This window comes from Anaerohalosphaeraceae bacterium (assembly GCA_037479115.1).
GTDB lineage: Bacteria > Planctomycetota > Phycisphaerae > Sedimentisphaerales > Anaerohalosphaeraceae > JAHDQI01.
Genome location: JBBFLK010000016.1, coordinates 44,995 through 64,987, shown reverse-complemented (window position 1 = coordinate 64,987; position 19,993 = coordinate 44,995). Strand labels below are relative to the sequence as shown.

Below are 19,993 nucleotides of genomic sequence, written 5' to 3'. Positions count from 1 at the left end.
AAGTGAAGGGAGTTGTAACTCCTGTTGACAAAAAACACGCTTTCAGAGATGACGGGGAAATGCGGGAATAACGGGGAAACTTGAAGCTCGAAATTCGAAATACGGGAAATCCTAAATTCTAAAAATCTAAATCCGAAACAAGCTCGAAATTCGAAGCTCGAAAATTCAAAAGAAATCTTAAATGCTAAAAATCTAAACTCTAAACAAGAGCAAAATTCGAAGTACTAAATCCGAAAAAACCTAAACTCTAAACTGACTTGAGAGAAAGCGGGGGAAAAGGGAAAGTTTCGCATCTATTTACGGAAGAGGAGGGCGCATCTTTCAATTTTTGGGGGGTTGGGGCTGTTCATTTTTATCGAACCAGGAGAGGGACCATCGGTCGAGCCAGCGGATTTCGAATCGGCCGTCTTTGAGGATGACGGGCAGCCAGATGTATCGGCCGTCAATGGCGTTCTCGGGATTCCAGCGGTCGCCGATGTAGATGAAAGCATCTTTTTTGCCGTGCACGGGGAGGATATAGGTGCTTTGGGAGAAGAAGGTTTTGTCGGCGTTTTCGCCGATGCAGGGGTTTCCTACCTCTTTCCAGGGGCCCCAGATAGAGTCGGCGACGGCGGAGCGGGCGGCGTTGGGGGCCCAGCCGGTGCAGCCGGACATCATCAGAAAATAGCGGCCGTTGTGTTTGAACATCGCAGGGGCCTCCATATAGCGGCCTTCAAAGACACGGATGTATCGGCCTGCAGGGGCAAGGTAATCGTCGGTCAGAAGGGAGATATGGAGGGTGCTGTTTTCTTCGGAGGCGTAGATGTGGTAGGCCCTGCCGTCGTCATCGACAAAGAGGGTCATGTCGCGGGACATCTGGCCGCCTTCAAAGTCGCGGGCGAAGATGTTCAGCTGCTCGATGGAATAGCCCTCGGGCAGACCGCCGCCGGAAAAGGCGATATTCTCGATGCCGTCGAGGGGTTTCTTTCGTTCATCGGGGACGTTTTCAGGCCAGACGCCCGCGTTGGGCCGGAAACTTCTCAGGTACGTATAGGGGCCGGTCGGGGTGTCGCTGACGGCTGTGCCGCAGCGGGCGGCGCGGTAGCCCTGTCCTTTGAGCTCGAGGTGGAACCACATGACGAATTTGCCGGTTTTGGCATTGTAGATGACTTTGGGGCGTTCGAGGATGCATCCGGCGGCCAGGTCGTGAGCGGGGTTGTCCGGGACGACGGAGAGGGCGACGCCTTCGTTTTTCCAGTTGTACAGGTCCTGGGAGGAGTAGCAGCGGACGCCGACCCAGGCGTTATTTCCGCGTCGGCCTTCGACTTTGTGTTCACCGAACCAGTAATAAATACCGTTGTGATAGAGGAAGCCGCCGCCGTGTGCGTTGATATGGACGCCGTCGGTGTCGGGCCATCGTTCGCCCGGGCGAAATTCGGTATGTTCGGCGGGCGGCTGGGTCAGGAGCATTGAAAAAAAGCATGCAAACAAAGTCAGGCAGGATGCGAACATAATGAGCCTTTCAGATGCGGGGTTTTCAACGGTTTCCCCCCAGGCAAGAGGACCGGAAAGATGCGGCCGGCGTCTTTCATCGTGCAGGTTCCTTTATGGAAGCCGGGATAAAACGGCGTTGGAAAAGTCGGTCAGGTCCACTTCATAACGTTCATCGGCGATGGGGTCCAGGCGGGTGGGGCCGCGGTTGATAATGACCAGTTTGGCGCCGGCTCGCTGGGCATCGAGGGCCAGCGATGCGGCAGGGTTGACCTCCAGCGACGAGCCGAGTACCACGAAAACATCCGCCTGCCGGCTGTATTCGCGGGCTTTTTGGAGGGCTTCAAGGGGGATCAGGTCGCCGAAAAAGACAATGCCCGGGCGGATGAGCCCGCCGCAGCGGGGACATTTGGGGACGCCCGCAGAGCGGATTTGGCTGTCCACCTCCACGCGTGAGGAAGGGCTTTCGCATTCCAGACAATAGAAGTCGATGACATTGCCGTGAAATTCGATGACGTTTTTGGAACCGGCTTTGGTGTGGAGTCCGTCGATATTTTGGGTAATGAGGGCTTTCAGAAGATTTTCCTGCTCGAGGCGGGCGAGCATGGTATGGGTGGGGTTTGGGGTTTTGTCGGCCAGGGGGTGGATGTGTTCGAGGGCGATTTTGTAATAGTCGCCCGGGTTGGATAAGAAGAAATCGATTTCGAAGGTGCGCGGAGAGATTTTGGAATAGAGACCGCCGGCTCCGCGAAAATCAGGGATTCCGGAGGCGGTGGAGACCCCCGCACCGGTGAGGCCAACGGCACAGCGGCTCTGCCGCAGAGCGGACAGGAGTGAGTCGGCCGCCTCCTGTGGATTTTGGATACGGTTCATAGCTGTTATCGTACCCGGGGCAGGAAATTTTGCAAGGGCGGAAAAAGTTTTGGGCGGCCTTGACAGGGGGGACTGTTTGGTCTATGGTATCCGAGCAGTGGTTAACGGAACGGAAGAGAACACACTGCACGGAAAGAAAGACTGGTGAAAGCGGTTATCGTCATTCCCGCCCGATACGGGTCCAGCCGGCTGGAGGGGAAGGTTCTCGCCAAAAAAACGGGGAAATATCTGGTTCAGCATACCTATGAGCAGGCGCTGAAATCGCGATTTGCTCAGCAGGTTTTGATTGCGACGGACGATGAACGGGTGATGCAGGCGTGCCGGGAGTTCGGGGCACCGTGTGTAATGACCCGTTCGGACCATCCGAGCGGTACGGACCGGATTGCCGAGGCGGTCGGCGGATTGGACTGCGAGATTGTGGTGAACCTTCAGGCGGATGAGCCGGAAATCAATCCGGAGTATCTGCGGCGGGCGGCTCAATTATTGGCGGACCATCCGGAGGCGGATATGGCGACGCTGCTGGCGCCGTTTGAAACGGCCCGGCAGGTGTCGGACCCGAATATTGTCAAGTGTGTGACGGATGCGAAGGGGCGGGCGGTGTATTTTTCCCGCTCGGTGATTCCGTATGACCGGTCAAACGGGGGGGTTGGAGCGGTGGAGCAGTACAAACGGCATTTGGGGCTTTATGCCTATCGAAAGTCGTTTTTGATGACCTTTACGAAACTGCCGCCCGGTGCTCTGGAGCAGATTGAGAAACTGGAGCAGCTGCGGGCGATTGAGAACGGTTATACGATTTGGACGGCGATGGTCGAAAAGGCCTGGGATGGAATCGATACGGCCGCCCAGTATGAGGAGTTTGTCAAGCGGGTTTTGAGCCGATAAATCGGCCCCAGTTGCATAAACAATTTGAGGTTTGGAATGAATGAGTTCAGCAGTCAGGATTTGTTTGCGAAAATCAGCCAGATGACGCAGGAGGATGAGTTTTTCCTGCCGCTGCCGGAAGGATACCAGAAGGGGCGGACGAAATATGTGATTGTGATGGGGACGGTGATGAGCGGGCTGGGCAAGGGGATTTTTTCCTCATGTCTGGCCAAGCTGCTTCAGGATAAAGGGCTTCGGGTGGCGCCGATTAAACTGGAGGGATATCTGAATATTGATTCGGGGACGCTCAATCCCTATCGGCACGGCGAGGTGTTCGTGCTGGATGACGGGATGGAAACCGATATGGATTTGGGCACGTATGAGCGGATGCTGGACCAGAATCTGAGCCGCGCGAATTTTGCCACGAGCGGACAGATTTACAGTTCGGTGCTGCATAAGGAGCGGCACGGGGATTATCTGGGGCGGGATGTTCAGATGATTCCGCATGTGACCGGCGAGGTGAAGCTCAAACTGCGGCAACTGGCGATGTCGGCCAAGGCGGATGTGGTGTTTGTGGAAATCGGGGGGACGGTGGGGGATTTGGAAAATGCCTTTTATATCGAGGCGATGCGGGAGCTGGCGTATGAAGAGGGACCGCACAGTACGTGCTTTGTGGCGCTGACGTATATTTTGGAGCCGAAGACGCTGGGCGAGCAGAAGTCCAAAGCGGCCCAGCTGGGCATCAAGCAGCTGATGCAGATGGGGATTCAGCCGGATATTATCGTGTGCCGCTCGGAAAAGCCGGTCCGCGAGCAGGCCCGCCAGAAGATGAGCGTGTTCAGCAATGTTCCGCTGGAGCGGGTGGTGAGCATGCATGACTCGGCGAGCATTTATGCGATTCCGGCGATGCTGCGGGAGTGCGGACTGGATTTTGAGGTGATCCGGATGCTCAAAATCGAGGACCGCATCAATTTGGGGTATGAGCGGAAGGAGTGGGGGCGCTGGTGTGATTTTACGGACAAAATCGGGCGGGAGACGAGGTCTGTCACCATCGGGATTACCGGCAAATACACGTCGGTTCGGGACAGTTATGCGTCCATTCTGAATGCGCTGGAGCATGCGGGGGTTCATCTCGGCTGCAAGGTGAACGTCAAATGGATTGAGACCACAACGGTCACGGAGCAGAATGCCGCCGAACATCTGCGGGATGTGGACGGGATTATTGTCCCCGGGGGCTTTGGGGTGCGGGGCATTGAGGGCAAGATTGCCTGTGTCCGGTATGCGAGGGAGAACAGATTGCCGTATCTGGGACTTTGTCTGGGGTTTCAGGCGGCGGTGATTGAATATGCACGGAATGTGTGCGGGCTGAAAGGGGCCAACAGTACAGAAGTGGACCAGAAGTGCGCGGAGCCGGTGATTGATGTTCTGCCCGAACAGAAGAAGATTGAAGGGCTTGGGGGGAATATGCGGCTGGGGGGCCGGGATGTGGAAATCAAGCCGAATACGAAAGCGTGGGAGCTGTTCGGAAAGGCTGCGTCGGTTCGAATGCGGTTTCGGCATCGGTATGAGGTGGATCCGCGGTATATCGAAATCCTCGAAAAGGCGGGGCTTGTTTTTTCGGGCAAGGCGCCGAATCAGCCGATCATGCAGATTCTGGAACTTCCGAATCATCCCTTTTTTATGGGCACCCAGGCCCATCCGGAACTGACAAGCCGACCCCTGCGGCCGCATCCGTTTTTTACGGGTCTGGTCCGGGCAGCCCTGGAGAGAAAGGGATAATTTCAAACCGTTTTTCGGGGCGCTTGCGGGGTGCGGCCAAAGAGGGGGCACTTCGGCGGATGGTTTTTCCTAACTTCCTGGTTTCAAAGGGATTAGGAAGATTGTATTTCCGAGAAACTTTCCCGAGAAACATTGACGAAACCTCTTTTTGGCGGTACACTTCATTCTTTCTGAATTGGAAGGGTTTTGCCCTTTTTGACAAAGAGATTTTTTGCGGAATGACCCGTGTGAGAAAAGGACGTTTATGGACGAGACCAAAACGGAATTTCCGGAGCGATTTGAAGAAAAACAGATTCTGGATGAGCTGAAGACCTCGTATCTGAATTATGCGATGAGCGTGATTGTCTCGCGGGCTCTTCCGGATGTTCGGGACGGGCTGAAACCCTCTCAGCGGCGCATTCTGGTGGCGATGAATGATTTGAATCTAGGGCCTCGCTCCAAACACCGAAAATGCGCCAAAATCGTCGGCGATACAAGCGGCAACTACCACCCGCACGGCGACCAGGCGACCTACGGCACGCTGGTTCGAATGGGGCAGGACTGGAATATGCGGGTATTGCTGGTGGACCCGCAGGGCAACTTCGGCAGCATTGATGCGGACCCGCCTGCGGCGATGCGTTATACAGAAGCGCGGCTGACGCAGGCGGCGATGGACATGCTGGAAGACCTGAAGCTGGACACGGTGGATTTTGTGCCGAACTATGATGAGACGCGGACGGAGCCGGTGGTGCTGCCGTCGAAATTTCCCAATCTTCTGGTTAACGGGGCCAGCGGAATTGCGGTCGGAATGGCGACAAATATTCCGCCGCACAATGTGGGGGAGGTCTGCGATGCGCTGCTGCTGATGATTGACGACCCGGACTGCGGGTTTAAGGATATTCTGGAAAAGCTGCCGGGGCCGGACTTTCCGACGGGGGGCATCATCTGCGGCCGCAAGGGGATTCTGGATGCGTATGTGACGGGCCGCGGACATCTGAAGGTGCGGTGCCGTTCGCATATTGAGACGACCTCGAAGGGCAAGACGCGGATTGTGATTACGGAGATTCCGTATCAGGTGGTGCGGGCCAATGTGGTAGCCAAAATCGCCGAATGTGTTCGGGACGGCACGATTGATGAGATTGCAGACCTTCGGGATGAGTCGGACCGCAAGGGCATGCGGATTGTGGTGGAACTGAAGAAGGATGCCGACAGCCATGTGGTGCTCAACAAGCTGTACCGCTATACGCCGCTGCAGACGACCTTTGCGGTGAACAATGTAGCCCTGGTGAACAACCGGCCGGAGACGCTGAACATCAAGCAGATGCTGAAGCTGTTTATCAGCCATCGGCTGACAGTGATTCGGCGGCGGACGCGGTTTCTGCTGCGCAAATGCCGCAGCCGGGCTCATATTCTCGAGGGGCTGATTCTGGCGGTCAGCGATATTGATGAGATTATTGCACTGATTAAGGCCTCGCCGGATGCGCCGACGGCCAAAGAGAATCTGATGAAAAAACCGCTGCGGCTGGCGGAAACCGAGACGCTTAAACGCATCCTGCCGGAGGCGTTTGTGACGGAGCGGAGCCGGCAGGACCAGTTCCTGACAGGGCCGCAGGCGGATGCGATTCTGACGATGCAGCTGCAGCGGCTGACGGGGCTGGAGATTGAGAAACTGGCCAAGGAGTATGCGGAGGTTGCCGAGAAGATTGCGGATTATGAGGCGCTGCTGGCCAATCGGAATCTTCAGCTGGATGTGATTCGGGAGGACTTGTACGAAATCAAGGAAAAGTACAAAGACCCGCGCCGGACGGAGATTATTACGGAGGAGGCGGATGAGCCCGATTTGGAGGATTTGATTGCAGATGAAGAGACGCTGGTGATGATCAGCCACGGCGGGTATATCAAGCGTACGCCGATTGATGCCTACCGCAAGCAGGGCCGCGGGGGCAAAGGAGTGATTGCGTCGGACACCAAGGAAGGGGATTTTATTGAGCATCTGTTTGCGGCCTCGACACACGATACGATTCTGTTTTTCACGAATCGGGGGATTTGCCACTGGCTGAAGGTCTATCATATTCCGGAGATGTCGCGTCAGAGCAAGGGGCGGAATCTGGTGAACCTGCTGCAGCTGGACCCGCAGGAGAAGATTGCCTCCATTCTGAATGTGCGCACGTTTGATGATACACGGCAGCTGGTGATGGCGACGCGGAACGGTCTGGTGAAAAAGACCGTGCTGTCGGCCTACGGCAATCCGCGCTCCAGCGGCGTGATTGCGATTAAACTGGATGAGAATGACGATTTGATCGGGGCGGCAATTACCAGCGGGGAGGATGAGATTATTCTGGGCACGCGGGACGGGATGGCGATTCGATTCTCGGAAACGCAGGTCCGCTCGATGGGGCGGGTCAGCCGCGGGGTGCAGGGGATTCGGCTCCGTCCGGGGGATGAGGTGGTGGATTTGGTGATTGCCGAGCCGAACAGTTCGCTGCTGACGGTCTGTGAGAACGGTTACGGCAAGCGGACGCCGATTGAGGAATATCGGCCGCAGAATCGCGGCGGGCTGGGTCTGATTAACATCAAGACCACGGAGCGCAACGGGAAGGTTGTGGCCCTCAAGACCGTGCATGATGAGGATGAGCTGATGCTGATTACCGCCAACGGAATGATGATTCGCACGGGGCTGGAGCAGATTCGTGAAATCGGCAGAAATACGGCCGGCGTCCGAATGATTACGCTCAAAGAGGGCGATAAGCTGGTGGCGGCGGCGCGGATTGTGCCGGAGGACAAAGAACCGCCGACATCGTCGGAACCGAAGAGCCAGACGAAGGAATCCGGGGAGGCGTCTGAGGAGAATTCATGAACGCCAAGCGAGCTGCATCTGTGCCTGCCGTCAGTCCGCTGTATCTGATTGCCGGACCTGATTCCTTCTTAAATGCCCGCCAGGCCCGCCGGTTGACGGAGCAGTTCCTGACGGAGGAGGAAAGGCAGCTGGCACTTTGGCAACCGACGGGGGAAGAACCTCCTGAAATTGCAGAAGTTCTGGATGAGCTGCGGACGGTGCCTTTTCTGGCGAGCCGTCGGGTGGTACTGATTCAGAATGCGGACGAGTTTTTTTCCCGGAATCGGGCGCGGCTCGAAGAGTATCTGGAACATCCGAGCCCGACTGGGATTCTGATTTTAACGGTCAGCAAGGCGGATACGCGGACCCGGCTGGTGAAACGTTTGGCTCAGCTGGGCGGGCTGATTGAGACGGAAGTCAAAGCGTGGGAACTGCCGCGATTTGCGTGTGAGTATTGCCGGAGTCATTTTGGAAAGACGCTGACGCTGCCGGCGGCTCAGCTGCTCGTGGAGCTGGCGGGAGATGAGCCGGGGGCGATTTGCGGTGAAGTGGAGAAACTGGCGGTTTTTGTCGGTGAGCAGAAGACCATAACGCCGGAGCAGGTTCAGCGACTGGTCGGGCAGAACCGCACGTTTGGCGCCTTTGATGTGATTGATGTGCTGATGAAAAGGAATACGGCCGAAGCACTGCGGCGGCTTCGGGTGATGTTTGAGTCGGACAAGTCGGCGGAGTTCACTGTGGTGGGGGCGTTTGCCTACCATTTTCGGCGGCTTTTTACGGCCAAATGTCTGCTGGAAAAGGGGGTGTCGGAAGCGGCGGCTGCCAAAGAGGTCGGAGTTTGGGAAAAAATCCAGAAATCTTTTTTTGAGCAGCTCAGGCCGTTTTCTGTGCGGCAGTTGGCCTGGATTCTTGCTCAGCTCGGAGAAGCGGATTATCAGATTAAGACAGGCAAAACCTCGGCCCCGGCTGTTATGGAACGCCTCCTGATGGAGATAGGAGGCCGTGTGTAGGTTTTTTTCTTTTTCAAGCCAAAAATGTCTTGAAAAGAACGGGGTTGTCTATTATAAGGATAACCCTGTTTTATTATAAGTGATTGTTATTTATGGTGCCGGGGATAAGAAAAGGTTAGAGTGTGTATAACATCCTGTCTAAAAAGCAGTTGTCAGAACATGTCTTTCAAATGGAGGTGGAAGCGCCGTATGTAGCCCGAGCCCGGAAACCGGGGCAGTTTGTGATTGTCTCGGTGGATGAGGAGGGCGGGGAGCGGATTCCGCTGACGATTGCCGGAGCGGATGAGACGAAGGGGACGATTCGGCTGATTTTTCAGCGGGTGGGCAAGGCGACGGCTCAGATGGCGGATTTGAAGGAGGGAGACAGTCTGGGGTATGTAGCGGGACCGCTGGGCAAGCCGACGCATATTGACCAGTTCGGGGTCTGTGTCTGTGTGGGCGGGGGGATTGGGATTGCGCCGCTTCTGCCGATAGCTGAGGCGCTCAAAAAAGCGGGAAACCGGGTTGTGAGCATTCTGGGGGCGCGAACGAAAGGGCTGCTGATTCTGGAGGAAGAATTCAGGCAGTTCAGCGATGAGTTGATTGTGGTGACCGATGACGGTTCGTACGGGCGCAAGGCGCTGGTGACAGAGCCGCTGGGAGAGGTCTGCCGGCGGGAGCCCAAGCCCGATTTTGTGATTGCCATCGGTCCGACGATTATGATGAAGTTCTGCTGCGAGACGACGCGCCCCTTCGGGATTCCCACGCAGGTTTCGCTGAATACGATTATGGTGGATGGGACGGGGATGTGCGGCGGATGCCGGGTGGAAGTGGGCGGCAAGACGCAGTTTGTCTGTGTGGACGGACCGGAGTTTGACGGCCATCAGGTCAATTTTGATTTGATGATGAAGCGCATGGCCGCCTACAAGGACCTGGAACAGCGGGCGTATGAAGAGTACCGGCAGCATCGGTGCAAAATCGGGCTGGAGCCGCGGGGATAGAGCCGACGCAAGCGGAGAATGCCTTTTACCTTCTTCCTTGACCTGGAGCCACGGAGGACAAGATGCGGGAAAGACCGGATTCCCGCCATCCTCCTTCGCGGAAGCTTTGAAGGACAAGTCGCAAGAAGGATATGGCTGGATTCCCGCCTACGCGGGAATGACAAAATTTTACGCGGGAATGACAAATTTTTACGCGGAAATGACAAAAACTTTCTCGGGAGAGAAAAAGGCCTTTGTGTGAGAGAAAAAGGCCGAGGGAATGAGATTGTTTTTGACAGAAAGAATAATCAAAATTAGTTGAAGAGATTGCGGTGAGCGAACTGTCTAAAAAACTTCAGGAACTGCTGGAAAAGCAGCGAAGCGGGCAATTGAAGACAAAAGAGCGATTTGAGATTCCTCCGCAGGAGATGCCGCAGCAGGACCCTGTGGTTCGGCGGTCGAATATGAATGAAGTGGCGCTGGGCTATACGGAGGAGCAGGCGCGGCTGGAGGCACTGCGGTGTCTTCAGTGTCCGACGGCTCCGTGTGTGGAGGGCTGTCCGGTTCGGATTCCGATTCCTGCTTTTATTGCACAGATTGCGGCGGGCAACTATGCCAAGGCGCTGGAGATAATCAAGGAGTATTCGCTTTTGCCGGCGGTCTGCGGTCGGGTGTGTCCGCAGGAGGTGCAGTGCCAGGAAAAATGCACCGTAGGGCTGAAATTCAAGGACGTGATGAAGAGTGTATCGATCGGCCGGCTGGAGCGGTTTGCAGCGGATTGGGGGGCGGACAGGGCCGAGACACCTCGGGTGGCCGCACCGACAGGGCAGAAGGTGGCGATTATCGGGTCCGGTCCCGGCGGGATTGTGGCGGCGTCGGATACGCGGCGGGCGGGGCATTCGGTGACGATTTTTGAGGCGTTTCACAAGCCGGGGGGGGTGATGGTGTACGGAATTCCGGAGTTTCGTCTGCCGAAGGCGATTGTGCACAAGGAGATTGAGACGCTGCGGAAGATGGGGGTGGAGATTGTCTGCAATTTTATCGTGGGGCGGACGCGGACAATCGAGCAGCTGATGAAAGAGGACGGCTTTGATGCGGTGTATATCGGAGTGGGGGCGGGGCTGCCGAAGTTTATGGGCATTGAGGGAGAACAGCTGGTCGGGGTGTACAGCGCCAACGAATACCTGACGCGGGCGAATCTGATGAAGGCCTATCAGTTCGGCCGGGGGGCGGACACGCCGATTGCCCGCAGCCGTCGGGTGGCGGTTTTCGGCGGCGGCAATGTGGCGATGGACGCGGCGCGAATGGCCGTGCGGCTGGGGGCGGAAAAGGTGTATCTGGTGTATCGGCGGAGCGAAAAAGAAATGCCCGCGCGGGTGGAAGAGGTGCATCACGCCAAAGAGGAAGGGGTGGAATTCTGTCTGCTGCAGAATCCCAAGCGGATATTGGGCAATGAGCAGGGTCAGGTGGTCGGTGTGGAGTGCCTGCGGTATGAGCTGGGCGAGCCGGATGAGTCGGGGCGTCGGCGTCCGGTGCCGATTGCGGGCAGCGAGTTTGTGCTGGATGTCGATACGGTGATTGTGGCGATCGGCAACGGGGCCAATCCGCTTCTGCAGCAGACGACGCCGGGGCTGAAATTCAACAAATGGGGCAATATTGAGGTGGATGAGAACTGCCGCACGTCCCTGGAGGGGGTGTATGCGGGCGGGGATATTGTGCTGGGGGCGGCGACGGTGATTTTGGCGATGGGGCAGGGGCGGATTGCGGCGGCGGCCATCAATGAGTATCTGGCGGGCAAACGGCGCTGAGGGTTGACCGGCTGTGCCGGCGGGGTTTATAATGGGTTTAGTCGGCGAGTTTTCCCCTGCGGGGTTTGAGGCGGGGAAAGTGCCGTTTCAATCCGGCGCCTGTAGCTCAGCTGGATAGAGCAGCGGATTTCTAATCCGCAGGTCGGGGGTTCGAATCCCTCCGGGCGCGATGGGAGACGGGGGCGGGGAGATAAGAATTCAAGAATACAGGAATACAGGGATGCAGGTGGACGGGGGAGGGGTGGGGGGATTTTCGAGTTTCCATTTCCAATTTTCTATTTCCGATTTCCAATTTTCGACTTTCCAGCGGGGATTGTCTGAAGGCAGGGCGGCAAAGAAGGCATAGAAGGTTAGAGTCCGGTTTGCGGCGGCCGGCGGCAAGCGGAAACGAGCTATTTTCCGCCTGCCGCCCGAAGGTGCTGTTAGGTTTTGTCTTTTTCTGCGGATTGAGGTTTTAGTGCATTCAGGGCGTTGTCTGCCTCAACAACCGAATACGCCGGCTTTTCGGATTTGGACGGAGGAAGGGGATTTGGAAACCCCAGCTGTTTCCGCAGCCGTTCGATGCTCCGCCGATGCGAGTTTTCCAGACAAAGCTTCCAGACTTCCTGGAAGGATTTCCACGGATAGAGCCGGTCATTGAAGTCTTTGTGCCATTTTTCAGGGTCTCGCTTGAATGCCTCATACATTTCATCCATGCCCAATCGGCGCATCCATTCCTGCTCTTCCATCTGGCGTTCGAGCTGCCGCTGCAGTTCCTCCTGTTCCTCCGGGTCCAGGTCATCCTCAAACTCCTGCCGAGTTGCCAGCCAGGCCTCCAGCGACAGAAACCGGTCGGCTTCCGCCTCGTTGGCGACGGTGTCGGTGTATTCTTTGAGCCACTTGAGCCAATGGAAGATTTTGTACAGTTCGCTGTTAATGTGACGGACTTCCTGAGGTCCTTCCTGAAGCCATTCCAGTTCCCTGGGGCTCAGCAGCCATTTCAGCAGCCGCTGTTTCCATCGGGGACGCGTTTGTTTTGCCGTCATAATTCCGCTCCTTTGCTGAAGTTCTATTGCTGTTTCAATCCGTAAGAAAATCCATTTGTTGCATTGTACCTGATTCAAACGGTCAACGGCGGCAAGGCGGAGGACGCCTCGGCTTTCCGCCGAGTGTCCTCCGCTGTGCAGAGAGCCGGGGCTTTCCTACCAAGCCCTTCTGCCGCTATTCTCCCCTCGCCGCGAGCATTCTCTGCACCCCGCCTATCTCCAAGGAGAACGCTGACGCCTTAGTACATGTACCGGGACCGCCGGAAGGCTGGCGGCATCATTCGGCTTTGCCCGTGTTCGCGTCCGTCATTGGGAAATAAGGCCAGATGGATGACGGACTGTTCAAACCATAAGGCCTGTCCGAAGAGCTCATCGGACTGGAAGCGAAGTTCCTCTCCGAGCCCGACGGCCCTGAACAGATGGGTTTGGCATCGTTTCAGGCCGTCGAGAAAGAATCGGGCGTTTTTTTCATCGAACGGTTTTTCGGGTTCCTTTCTTTGCTGGAGCGCCTCGAGGGCATAGGCGGCGGTGAGGCGCGGCCAGATTTTTTTCAGGGTGTCGGGCTTATCGAAAACATCCAGTATCAGCACACGTCCGCAGATGGCTGCGGCCACTCCGCAGGCTCCTTCCGGGTAAGGGAGGGCTTTTGTAAAATCCTCCCAGCTGTCTTTTTGACGGTCGTACACATCTTTCATCGCTTTGGTTGGAGAATGGAGCTCAAATGCCTGGAGCGCATGGTCCACTTCGTCCCAGATTTCGCCCTGATCGGCCAAGGGTTGTCCGATGGAGCAGAGCGACTCGGTAACCCGGCGGGTTTTTGAGGCCCGCAATTTGGGGAACGAGAGGCCGCCGGAGGCAAAATCGGGCCGACAGTGATGCCAGCGACCCTGCTCCACACAGGAGACGGGAATATCCTGAACGGTTTGGGCCTCCAAAAGGATTGTGGTGTTCAGAATACGGTTTTGTTTGGCTCCGACGAGTTCTTCGCCGTCGAGCAGAAGGATGCGATGCGGACTTTTGTTTTCGACACGCAGGGAATTAACTTGTCCTGCTGTGCTGACTTCCCGGACTGTCAGCAGCCCCTGCTCGATGGCTTCGGAGGCCAGCAGATAAGAGACCGAGCCGTTCAGTCCGGCCAGCGGAACCAGCGTCAAATTCCGATAGGTTAACGGCGGTCTGGTTTGAAGTTTTTCGGATAAATCGGCAAGAATTTGGACTCCCCTGACTTCTTCGTTCATTTAGGTTTCTCCTGTTTCATTCGATTCTGCATTCGAAATACTGAGAGACAGCACGGCCTTCCTTTAAGATAATATGGGGATGGTCTGACAGGGCTGGTCAGGGGATTTTGTTTTGGGGGAGGCGGAGGGGGATGACAGGGCTGGTCAGACCTACGATTTTTGGGGCTTTGGATTCGGAAAACAATCTATGAATAGGGGTTTGACGGGGAGAAAAAATTTTTAATTTTTTTGGGTCGCTGTGTATTGCTCCAGCATCCGCTGCAGTTCATTTTCGAGCTGCCGGATGAGGGAACGCGGTGTCAGGACTTGTGCGTGGGAGCCGAAGCTTAAAATCCAGCGAATCAGCTCGGCACTGGGGGCGATTTCAAACTGGGCCAGCAGCCGGTCTCCTTGGTCTTCGAGGATGGTTTGGGAGGGGTGTCGGCGTGTTTCGCGGACGTTGGCGGCGGCCCAGCCGTTAAAACGGATGCGGATTTTGCACGGTGCAGCGGGTTCGGAGAAGATGCCGAAGCTGTCCTGAACGTGTCGGACGAGGGAGAAGTCGGCCGGTCGGCGGAAGGATTGGCCGGTGGATTCGGCGCTCTGAATGCGGCTGACTTTGAGGGTGCGAATTTCTTCGTATCGCTGCATCCAGCCGATGCAGTACAGGTCACCGTCGAAGAAAATCAGACCGTAGGGCTGATAGAGGGTTTCGTAGGGCTCGGGATGCCGGGTGGATTGATAGCGGAGGCGGACGGTCTGGGAGTCCTGGACGGCGCGGGTGAGGATGCGGATGACTTTGTCGTGGGCGGCGTAGGTGTTCAGGGCGGAGGTTTTGACCAGAAGGTGTTCTTCGAGTCTGGAGAAGTATTCGAGGGTGCGGGGGGAGAGCATGGCCTTGATTTTCTCCAGAAGCGAGGCCAGTCCTTCGCCGAATTGGGTGCCGGACAGCGGAGAGAGGAGTTTTTGGCTTAGGTAGATGCTGATGAGTTCTGTGGGGGTAAAGACAAGCCGGTCGCTTTCGATGAAATGGCGGCTCAATTTCCAGAAACGCTTTCCGAAATCCCGCTCTTCGTAGGTGATGGGAAAGCCCAGTTCGCGGAGGATATTCAGGTCCCGCAGGACCTGCCGCTGGCTGCATTCGAGGCGCTGGGCCAGTTCCTGGCTGTCAATGCCGAAATAGACGGATTGGAGGGCTTTCAAGAGGTTCCACTGGCGCATCAGCGACTGGCCGCGAGACATGAGGGCTCCTTTCCATCTGCATCCTTCTTTATTTCCTTCAAAAGAAACACTTTAAAGAAAAGTCGGGTCTTCAGCAAGGTTTTTTTGCCCTTTCCTGATTGGATGTTTCCCTGGGTTTGGAAGGGCGGGGAGGAACGAGCGTTAAAAAGGCTCGAAAAGGGTGGATTCCCGCCTTCCTCCTTCGCTGAAGCTTCGGAGGACAGGTCGCGGGAAAGGTCTGGATTCCCGCCTTCCTCCTTCGCTGAAGCTTCGAAGGACAGGTCGCGGGAATGAGAGGGGGGAAGCGGGAAGGACAAGGAAGACGTCAGTCGTCGTCATCAGTTATCAGTCATCAGTCATCAGTTATCAGTTATCAGTCATCAGTTATCAGTTATCAGTTGTCAGTGGTCAGTCATCCGTTGTCAGGGAGCAGGGATTGGCCGAATCGGGTCTGTGAGCCTGAGCAGATAGAACAGCGACCCTGTTCTTAAGGACGCTGGGCGTAGGCGGCGACGTATTCCTGGAACTTTTTGACAAGGGCGGCGGTGCAGGGGCCGGGTCGGCCTGTTCCGACGGGGTTTCCGTCAAACTGCGTAATCGGCAGGATGTCTTTGGTGGTTACGGCCAGGAACAGCTCGTCCATGTGGGCGGCCTGCTGCGGCGTGACGGCCTGCTCGACAGGTGTCAGCCCGGCATCGCGGGCGATTCGAAGGACCACGGCTCGGGTGATAGAAGGCAGGATTTGAGGGCCGAGGGGATGGGTATAAAGAGTTTTTTCTTTGCCGTTGACGGCAAAGAAGGCCGAACCCGCCCCCTCCGTAATCACCCCCTGGTCATTGACCAGAACGGCTTCGGTGCATCCTTTTCGGTCGGCCTCCATGCGGGCCAGGACATTCGGGAGCAGATTAAGAGACTTGATGTCGCATCGCTTCCATCGCAGGTCCGGATGGGTGCAGACGCGGATGCCGTGCTCCTTTTTTTTCGGGTCGTCGTGGAGCTCCTGAACGGTCAGAAAGAAGGAGGGTTTGAGATTCGGGCCGGGCAGGTGTTCGCGGAGTTCGCAGCCGCGGGTGAGGTGAAAATAGATTTTGGCGGTCCGGAAGCTGGCTTTTTCGAAGGCCTCGAGGATACGCGAGCGGATTTGGGCGATGTCGAAACCGCCCAGCTGGATTTCGACAGCGCTTCGTTCAAAGCGGGCCAGATGCTCTTCGAGGGCAAAGATGCGTCCGTGGTAGCTGCGGAGCACTTCATAGACGCCGTCTCCGAAGAACAGCCCGCGGTCCATTTTGTCCAGCGGGACTTCGGTGAGCGGCAGCAGGTTTTCATTCAGAACAGCCAGTTCCATATCCGATTCTCCGGTCGATTTTTGTAAAAGGGGTATCATAGAATATCGGCGGTTCTTTGGCAATGGATAAGATTTCCAATCAGCCGGCAGACGAAGCGGAAGAGGCGTTGTGCGGCAACGTCTTTTTGGACAAGGGGTTACGTTTTTTAAAATTGCCGGCAAAAAAGACTTTACAAGAAGATTAAAAAAATCTACAATACCTGACTCTTATAGGTTTGGGATTGGACAAAGTTTTTTAAGAGATGAGGAAGACAATGTACGCGATTATCGAACAAGGCGGCAAGCAATATAAGGTCGTTCAGGGAGATATGCTTCGGATTGAGCTGACGGATGCACCGGCGGACGCTCAGACGATTCAGCTGGACAAGGTGCTGCTGGTGCGGGATGGGGATTCGATTCGAATCGGCGAACCGTATGTGAAGGGGGCTAAAGTGACGGCCCGTTTCCAGGGGACAGCCGAAGAGTCGGTGGTCAAAGGGCCCAAGCTGTATCCGATGTATTTCCGCCGCCGCAAGAACTCCAAGAAGAAAATCGGACATCGGCAGAAATATCAGCAGGTTGTGATTGAGCGGATTGAGGCGTAAACGGGCCTGGTGAAACGGGGTTGAGGATTCCAACCTGCCTGCGGAAAAGCGGGCAGGTTTTTTTATACTCAAACGGCCCGAAGCCGGTTTGGAAGGCGAAAACCAAAGGGCCGCGGAAACTGGGATAAGCTCAGGGAGCAGGGAATCGCGAAAGGGAGTGTATGCGTGATTTCTGGATGGTCTTTGTTCCGCTGTTTGTCGCGGTCGATGCGATGGGGATATTGCCGATTTATATGGGGCTTGTTGAAGGGGTTTCGCCTGCGGAACGCCGTCGGGTTGTTAAACATTCCTTTTTTACAGCGCTGTCGGTGGCGGTGGGATTCATCTTTTTGGGCAAAGGTATTTTTCGTTTTTTGGGCATCAGCGTTTCTGATTTTATGGTGGCCGGCGGGGCGCTGCTGTTTATTATAGCGACCCTGGATTTGACTTCGGGGACCAAGTTTGCCCGTCGGGTGGATACGCTGGGGGCTGTTCCGCTGGGGGTGCCGCTGATTGTGGGGCCGGCGGTACTGACGACCAGTCTGATGCTGGTGGATGTGCACGGGCTGGCGGCAACGCTGGCGGCGGTGCTGCTGAATCTGGTGCTGGCGGTCGGGATTTTGCTGACGGCGGAGTTCTGGAATCGGCTGCTGGGGTCAACGGGCTCGCAGGCACTTTCCAAAGTGGCCAGTCTGATTCTGGCGGCGATTGCCGTGATGATGATTCGCCGGGGTCTGCTGGGGATTTTCCCGGGCTGGGGCGGGGGTGTTTAAGGGTTGTCGAGCAGTTCCTGGGGGTGTTCGAGCAGTTTTTTGATATGGTCAAGAAACTGGGCGGCTTCTGCACCGTTGACGATGCGGTGATCTACCGAGAGGGTGAGGGTCATTCGTTTTCGGATTTGGATTTGGTTCCCGTCGGGGACGCATTGTTCGCGGATTCGTCCGACGCCCAAAATGGACGTCTGACCGGGGATAACGATTGGGATAAAGGAGTCGATACCGTAGCCGCCCAGATTGCTGACGGTCATCGAACCGCCGTCGAGGTCTTCAGGGCGCAGGGCGTTTCGGCGTGCTCGGGTGACCAGATCTTCAACGGCGGCGGAAATCTGGGGCAAAGACAGGGTATCCACCGCCCGCAGGACCGGTGCGACAACCCCCTGTTCGGAGGCAACAGCCAGTCCGATATCGATTTGGGGGGCCAGCTCAATGGTATCTGTCCCCAGACGACCTGTTAAAATGGGGTATCGCCGCAGGGAAACGGCGGCGGCTTTGAGGAGAAAGTCGTTATAAGACAGGTTGTTGCCCTTTTGCTTGAGGGTATCCCGCAATTGAGCCAATTCTGTCACGTCGACCTGCAGATTCAGGTAAAAGCAGGGGATTTGACGTTTGGAAAGGAGCATTCTTTGGGCTACGACGGCCTGCCAGCGTGTAAAAGGGACTTTTTTGCCGGGTTTGAACTGGGCAGGCGCAACGGCACCGGAAGTCTGAAAGGCCTTCACGGCTTCCTGGGGTCTGATGAGGGAGGGGGCTTCCGGAATCCGCAGGAGGTCTGCAGGAGAAACGGAATGGGCAAGGGGAGCAGCGGGTTCGAGGACCCTTTCGCGGGCGGTTTGGACCTGCTGTTTGAGTTTTTCCAGCCGTTCAGGGTCGATGGGTCGTCCGTCTTCGGTGAGCACAAAGAGAGGGGTATCCACCGGCAGAGTAACCGGCGGTTCGACGAGAACGGCGCGTATGGTTCCATCGGCGGGGGATTCAATCTGCATGGCCGCCTTGTCCGTTTCGATATCGGCCAGGACCTGGCCTTTGCTGACTTTTTGTCCAACCTGGACATGGACGGCCACAATGACGGCCTGTTCCATTGTCCGACCTAAACGAGGCAAAAGAATTTCAATCGCCATCAGCAGATTCCTGTTTTTTCGACTTGTTCTATCTCGAAACAGGAATTGTATATACCGGCCGAGAAGGGGGGCTGCAAGTTTTTTTTTCTGTCTTAATTTTGCGCGTACTGAATCAATGCAGAGGCGATTTTGTCGAGCGGCAAAACGACCTCGGCGGCATCCAGTTTGATGGCTTCCTTAGGCATTCCAAAGACGATGCAGGTGGCCTCATCCTGTGCGATGGTGTGGGCGCCGGCCTGTCTCATGGCCAACAGTCCCTTGGCGCCGTCATTGCCCATGCCGGTGAGGATGGCGCCGACGGCGTTGGGGCCGGCATATTTGGCGACGGAGTTGAAGAGGACTTCGACGCTGGGCTTCTGATGACAGACGGCGGGTCCGTCTTTGATGGAGACGTAGTAATTGGCACCGGAACGCTGGAGAACCATGTGATAGCCGCCGGGGGCGATGAGGACTCTGCCGGGGATGACGGAGTCGCCGTCCGCGGCTTCTTTGACCTGGACTTTGCATTCGCTGTTGAGCCGCTCCGCGAAGGAACGGGTGAATTGGGCGGGCATATGCTGAACGACGACGGTTCCCGGACAATCCGGCGGGAGAGCGGACAGGACGCAGGTGAGGGCCTGTACCCCGCCTGTGGAGGCGCCGATGGCCAGGATTTTGTTTGTAGTCTCGAGCATCGAGGCGGATTCGAGAGGTTTTACCGGCTCGGCCTGTGTCGCAACGGGTTTGGGATAACGGCCTTTGGGAATGGCCAGAATGGTTTCGCAAAGATGTTTACAGGCATCGCCGACGGAATAGGACGGCCCCGGTTTTGCCAGGACTTCAACGGCACCCGAGGCGAGGGCTTCGATGGCGGTTTTGCTGCCCTGCGGCGTCAAAGAACTGAAAATAATGACCGGCATCGGATGATGCTTCATCAGTTTCTTCAGGAAGGTGACGCCGTCCATTCGGGGCATTTCGACGTCCAGAATCAGCACATCGGGGTTGAGCTGGACGATTTTGTCGCGGGCGATATAGGGGTCGGGAGCGGTGGCAATCACTTCAATCGACGGATGGGCTCCCAGCTGGGTGCTGAGGATTTTTCGGACAATCGCGGAATCATCGACAATCAAAACCTTGGTCGTTTCCGTAGCAGCCGGAGGCATTTTTAAGC

Annotated in this window: 16 protein-coding genes and 1 tRNA gene; 9 read left to right on the top strand and 8 right to left on the bottom strand. The window is 56.3% G+C overall.

The window, feature by feature from the left end:
• Positions 1–321: 321 nt before the first annotated feature.
• Both WHS88_08910 and WHS88_08905 read right to left on the bottom strand, forming a co-directional pair.
• Positions 322–1,491, bottom strand: coding sequence for a glycoside hydrolase family 43 protein (locus WHS88_08910; protein ID MEJ5260294.1), 1,170 nt, complete (start codon positions 1,489–1,491; stop codon positions 322–324).
• Between the two features lie 93 nt (positions 1,492–1,584).
• Positions 1,585–2,343: an NAD-dependent protein deacylase gene (locus WHS88_08905; GenBank protein MEJ5260293.1), complete on the bottom strand. Its 759-nt coding sequence runs from the start codon at positions 2,341–2,343 to the stop codon at positions 1,585–1,587.
• A 144-nt stretch (positions 2,344–2,487) separates the two neighbouring features.
• On the opposite strand from WHS88_08905, the gene kdsB reads away from it, so the two are divergent.
• From kdsB to WHS88_08870, 7 genes are all read left to right on the top strand, one after another.
• Positions 2,488–3,225, top strand: coding sequence for a 3-deoxy-manno-octulosonate cytidylyltransferase (gene kdsB / locus WHS88_08900; GenBank protein ID MEJ5260292.1), 738 nt, complete (start codon positions 2,488–2,490; stop codon positions 3,223–3,225).
• A 36-nt stretch (positions 3,226–3,261) separates the two neighbouring features.
• Complete coding sequence (locus tag WHS88_08895; GenBank protein MEJ5260291.1) at positions 3,262–4,983, top strand: CTP synthase; 1,722 nt, start codon at positions 3,262–3,264, stop codon at positions 4,981–4,983.
• A 244-nt stretch (positions 4,984–5,227) separates the two neighbouring features.
• Entirely contained in the window at positions 5,228–7,819 is a 2,592-nt protein-coding gene (gene gyrA, locus WHS88_08890; GenBank protein MEJ5260290.1) for a DNA gyrase subunit A, read from the top strand.
• Entirely contained in the window at positions 7,816–8,808 is a 993-nt protein-coding gene (gene holA / locus WHS88_08885; protein ID MEJ5260289.1) for a DNA polymerase III subunit delta, read from the top strand. Before gyrA ends, holA begins: the two co-directional genes overlap by 4 nt.
• A 122-nt stretch (positions 8,809–8,930) precedes the next feature.
• The gene (locus WHS88_08880; protein MEJ5260288.1) at positions 8,931–9,788 is read left to right on the top strand and encodes a sulfide/dihydroorotate dehydrogenase-like FAD/NAD-binding protein; all 858 of its coding nucleotides are present in this window, start codon (positions 8,931–8,933) and stop codon (positions 9,786–9,788) included.
• Between the two features lie 311 nt (positions 9,789–10,099).
• The gene (gltA, locus tag WHS88_08875; GenBank protein MEJ5260287.1) at positions 10,100–11,575 is read left to right on the top strand and encodes an NADPH-dependent glutamate synthase; all 1,476 of its coding nucleotides are present in this window, start codon (positions 10,100–10,102) and stop codon (positions 11,573–11,575) included.
• Positions 11,576–11,670: 95 nt separating this feature from the next.
• Positions 11,671–11,744: transfer RNA gene (locus WHS88_08870), tRNA-Arg, on the top strand.
• A gap of 253 nt (positions 11,745–11,997) precedes the next feature.
• Here WHS88_08870 and WHS88_08865 read toward each other — a convergent pair.
• The 4 genes from WHS88_08865 to WHS88_08850 all read right to left on the bottom strand — a co-directional run bounded on the left by WHS88_08865 (position 11,998) and on the right by WHS88_08850 (position 16,383).
• A complete protein-coding gene (locus tag WHS88_08865; protein ID MEJ5260286.1) occupies positions 11,998–12,600 on the bottom strand; it encodes a hypothetical protein in 603 nt (200 codons plus the stop codon).
• A gap of 239 nt (positions 12,601–12,839) precedes the next feature.
• On the bottom strand, positions 12,840–13,838 hold the full coding sequence (locus WHS88_08860) for a DUF6569 family protein (protein MEJ5260285.1): 999 nt from the start codon (positions 13,836–13,838) through the stop codon (positions 12,840–12,842).
• Positions 13,839–14,057: 219 nt separating this feature from the next.
• The gene (locus WHS88_08855; protein MEJ5260284.1) at positions 14,058–15,059 is read right to left on the bottom strand and encodes a transcriptional regulator; all 1,002 of its coding nucleotides are present in this window, start codon (positions 15,057–15,059) and stop codon (positions 14,058–14,060) included.
• Positions 15,060–15,525: 466 nt separating this feature from the next.
• Positions 15,526–16,383, bottom strand: coding sequence for an aminotransferase class IV (locus tag WHS88_08850; GenBank protein ID MEJ5260283.1), 858 nt, complete (start codon positions 16,381–16,383; stop codon positions 15,526–15,528).
• A gap of 242 nt (positions 16,384–16,625) precedes the next feature.
• On the opposite strand from WHS88_08850, the gene rplU reads away from it, so the two are divergent.
• Both rplU and WHS88_08840 read left to right on the top strand, forming a co-directional pair.
• Entirely contained in the window at positions 16,626–16,967 is a 342-nt protein-coding gene (rplU, locus tag WHS88_08845; protein ID MEJ5260282.1) for a 50S ribosomal protein L21, read from the top strand.
• Positions 16,968–17,128: 161 nt separating this feature from the next.
• Positions 17,129–17,719: a MarC family protein gene (locus WHS88_08840; GenBank protein MEJ5260281.1), complete on the top strand. Its 591-nt coding sequence runs from the start codon at positions 17,129–17,131 to the stop codon at positions 17,717–17,719.
• Here the strand turns inward: WHS88_08840 and WHS88_08835 are convergent.
• Positions 17,716–18,843 carry a dihydrolipoamide acetyltransferase family protein gene (locus WHS88_08835; GenBank protein MEJ5260280.1) on the bottom strand — a complete coding sequence of 376 codons (1,128 nt, stop codon included), beginning with the start codon at positions 18,841–18,843 and terminating at the stop codon, positions 17,716–17,718. The genes WHS88_08840 and WHS88_08835 overlap by 4 nt on opposite strands.
• A 92-nt stretch (positions 18,844–18,935) precedes the next feature.
• A complete protein-coding gene (locus tag WHS88_08830; GenBank protein MEJ5260279.1) occupies positions 18,936–19,985 on the bottom strand; it encodes a chemotaxis response regulator protein-glutamate methylesterase in 1,050 nt (349 codons plus the stop codon).
• Positions 19,986–19,993: the final 8 nt, after the last annotated feature.

Bases quoted from the DNA above. Each gene is read 5' to 3' on its own strand.
- gyrA (MEJ5260290.1), top strand. From the start codon at position 5,228: ATGGACGAGACCAAAACGGAATTTCCGGAGCGATTTGAAGAAAAACAG.
- WHS88_08905 (MEJ5260293.1), bottom strand. From the start codon at position 2,343: ATGAACCGTATCCAAAATCCACAGGAGGCGGCCGACTCACTCCTGTCC.
- WHS88_08855 (MEJ5260284.1), bottom strand. From the start codon at position 15,059: ATGTCTCGCGGCCAGTCGCTGATGCGCCAGTGGAACCTCTTGAAAGCC.
- WHS88_08860 (MEJ5260285.1), bottom strand. From the start codon at position 13,838: ATGAACGAAGAAGTCAGGGGAGTCCAAATTCTTGCCGATTTATCCGAA.
- WHS88_08910 (MEJ5260294.1), bottom strand. From the start codon at position 1,491: ATGTTCGCATCCTGCCTGACTTTGTTTGCATGCTTTTTTTCAATGCTC.
- rplU (MEJ5260282.1), top strand. From the start codon at position 16,626: ATGAGGAAGACAATGTACGCGATTATCGAACAAGGCGGCAAGCAATAT.
- WHS88_08835 (MEJ5260280.1), bottom strand. From the start codon at position 18,843: ATGGCGATTGAAATTCTTTTGCCTCGTTTAGGTCGGACAATGGAACAG.
- holA (MEJ5260289.1), top strand. From the start codon at position 7,816: ATGAACGCCAAGCGAGCTGCATCTGTGCCTGCCGTCAGTCCGCTGTAT.
- WHS88_08850 (MEJ5260283.1), bottom strand. From the start codon at position 16,383: ATGGAACTGGCTGTTCTGAATGAAAACCTGCTGCCGCTCACCGAAGTC.
- WHS88_08830 (MEJ5260279.1), bottom strand. From the start codon at position 19,985: ATGCCTCCGGCTGCTACGGAAACGACCAAGGTTTTGATTGTCGATGAT.
- WHS88_08840 (MEJ5260281.1), top strand. From the start codon at position 17,129: ATGCGTGATTTCTGGATGGTCTTTGTTCCGCTGTTTGTCGCGGTCGAT.
- WHS88_08865 (MEJ5260286.1), bottom strand. From the start codon at position 12,600: ATGACGGCAAAACAAACGCGTCCCCGATGGAAACAGCGGCTGCTGAAA.
- WHS88_08895 (MEJ5260291.1), top strand. From the start codon at position 3,262: ATGAATGAGTTCAGCAGTCAGGATTTGTTTGCGAAAATCAGCCAGATG.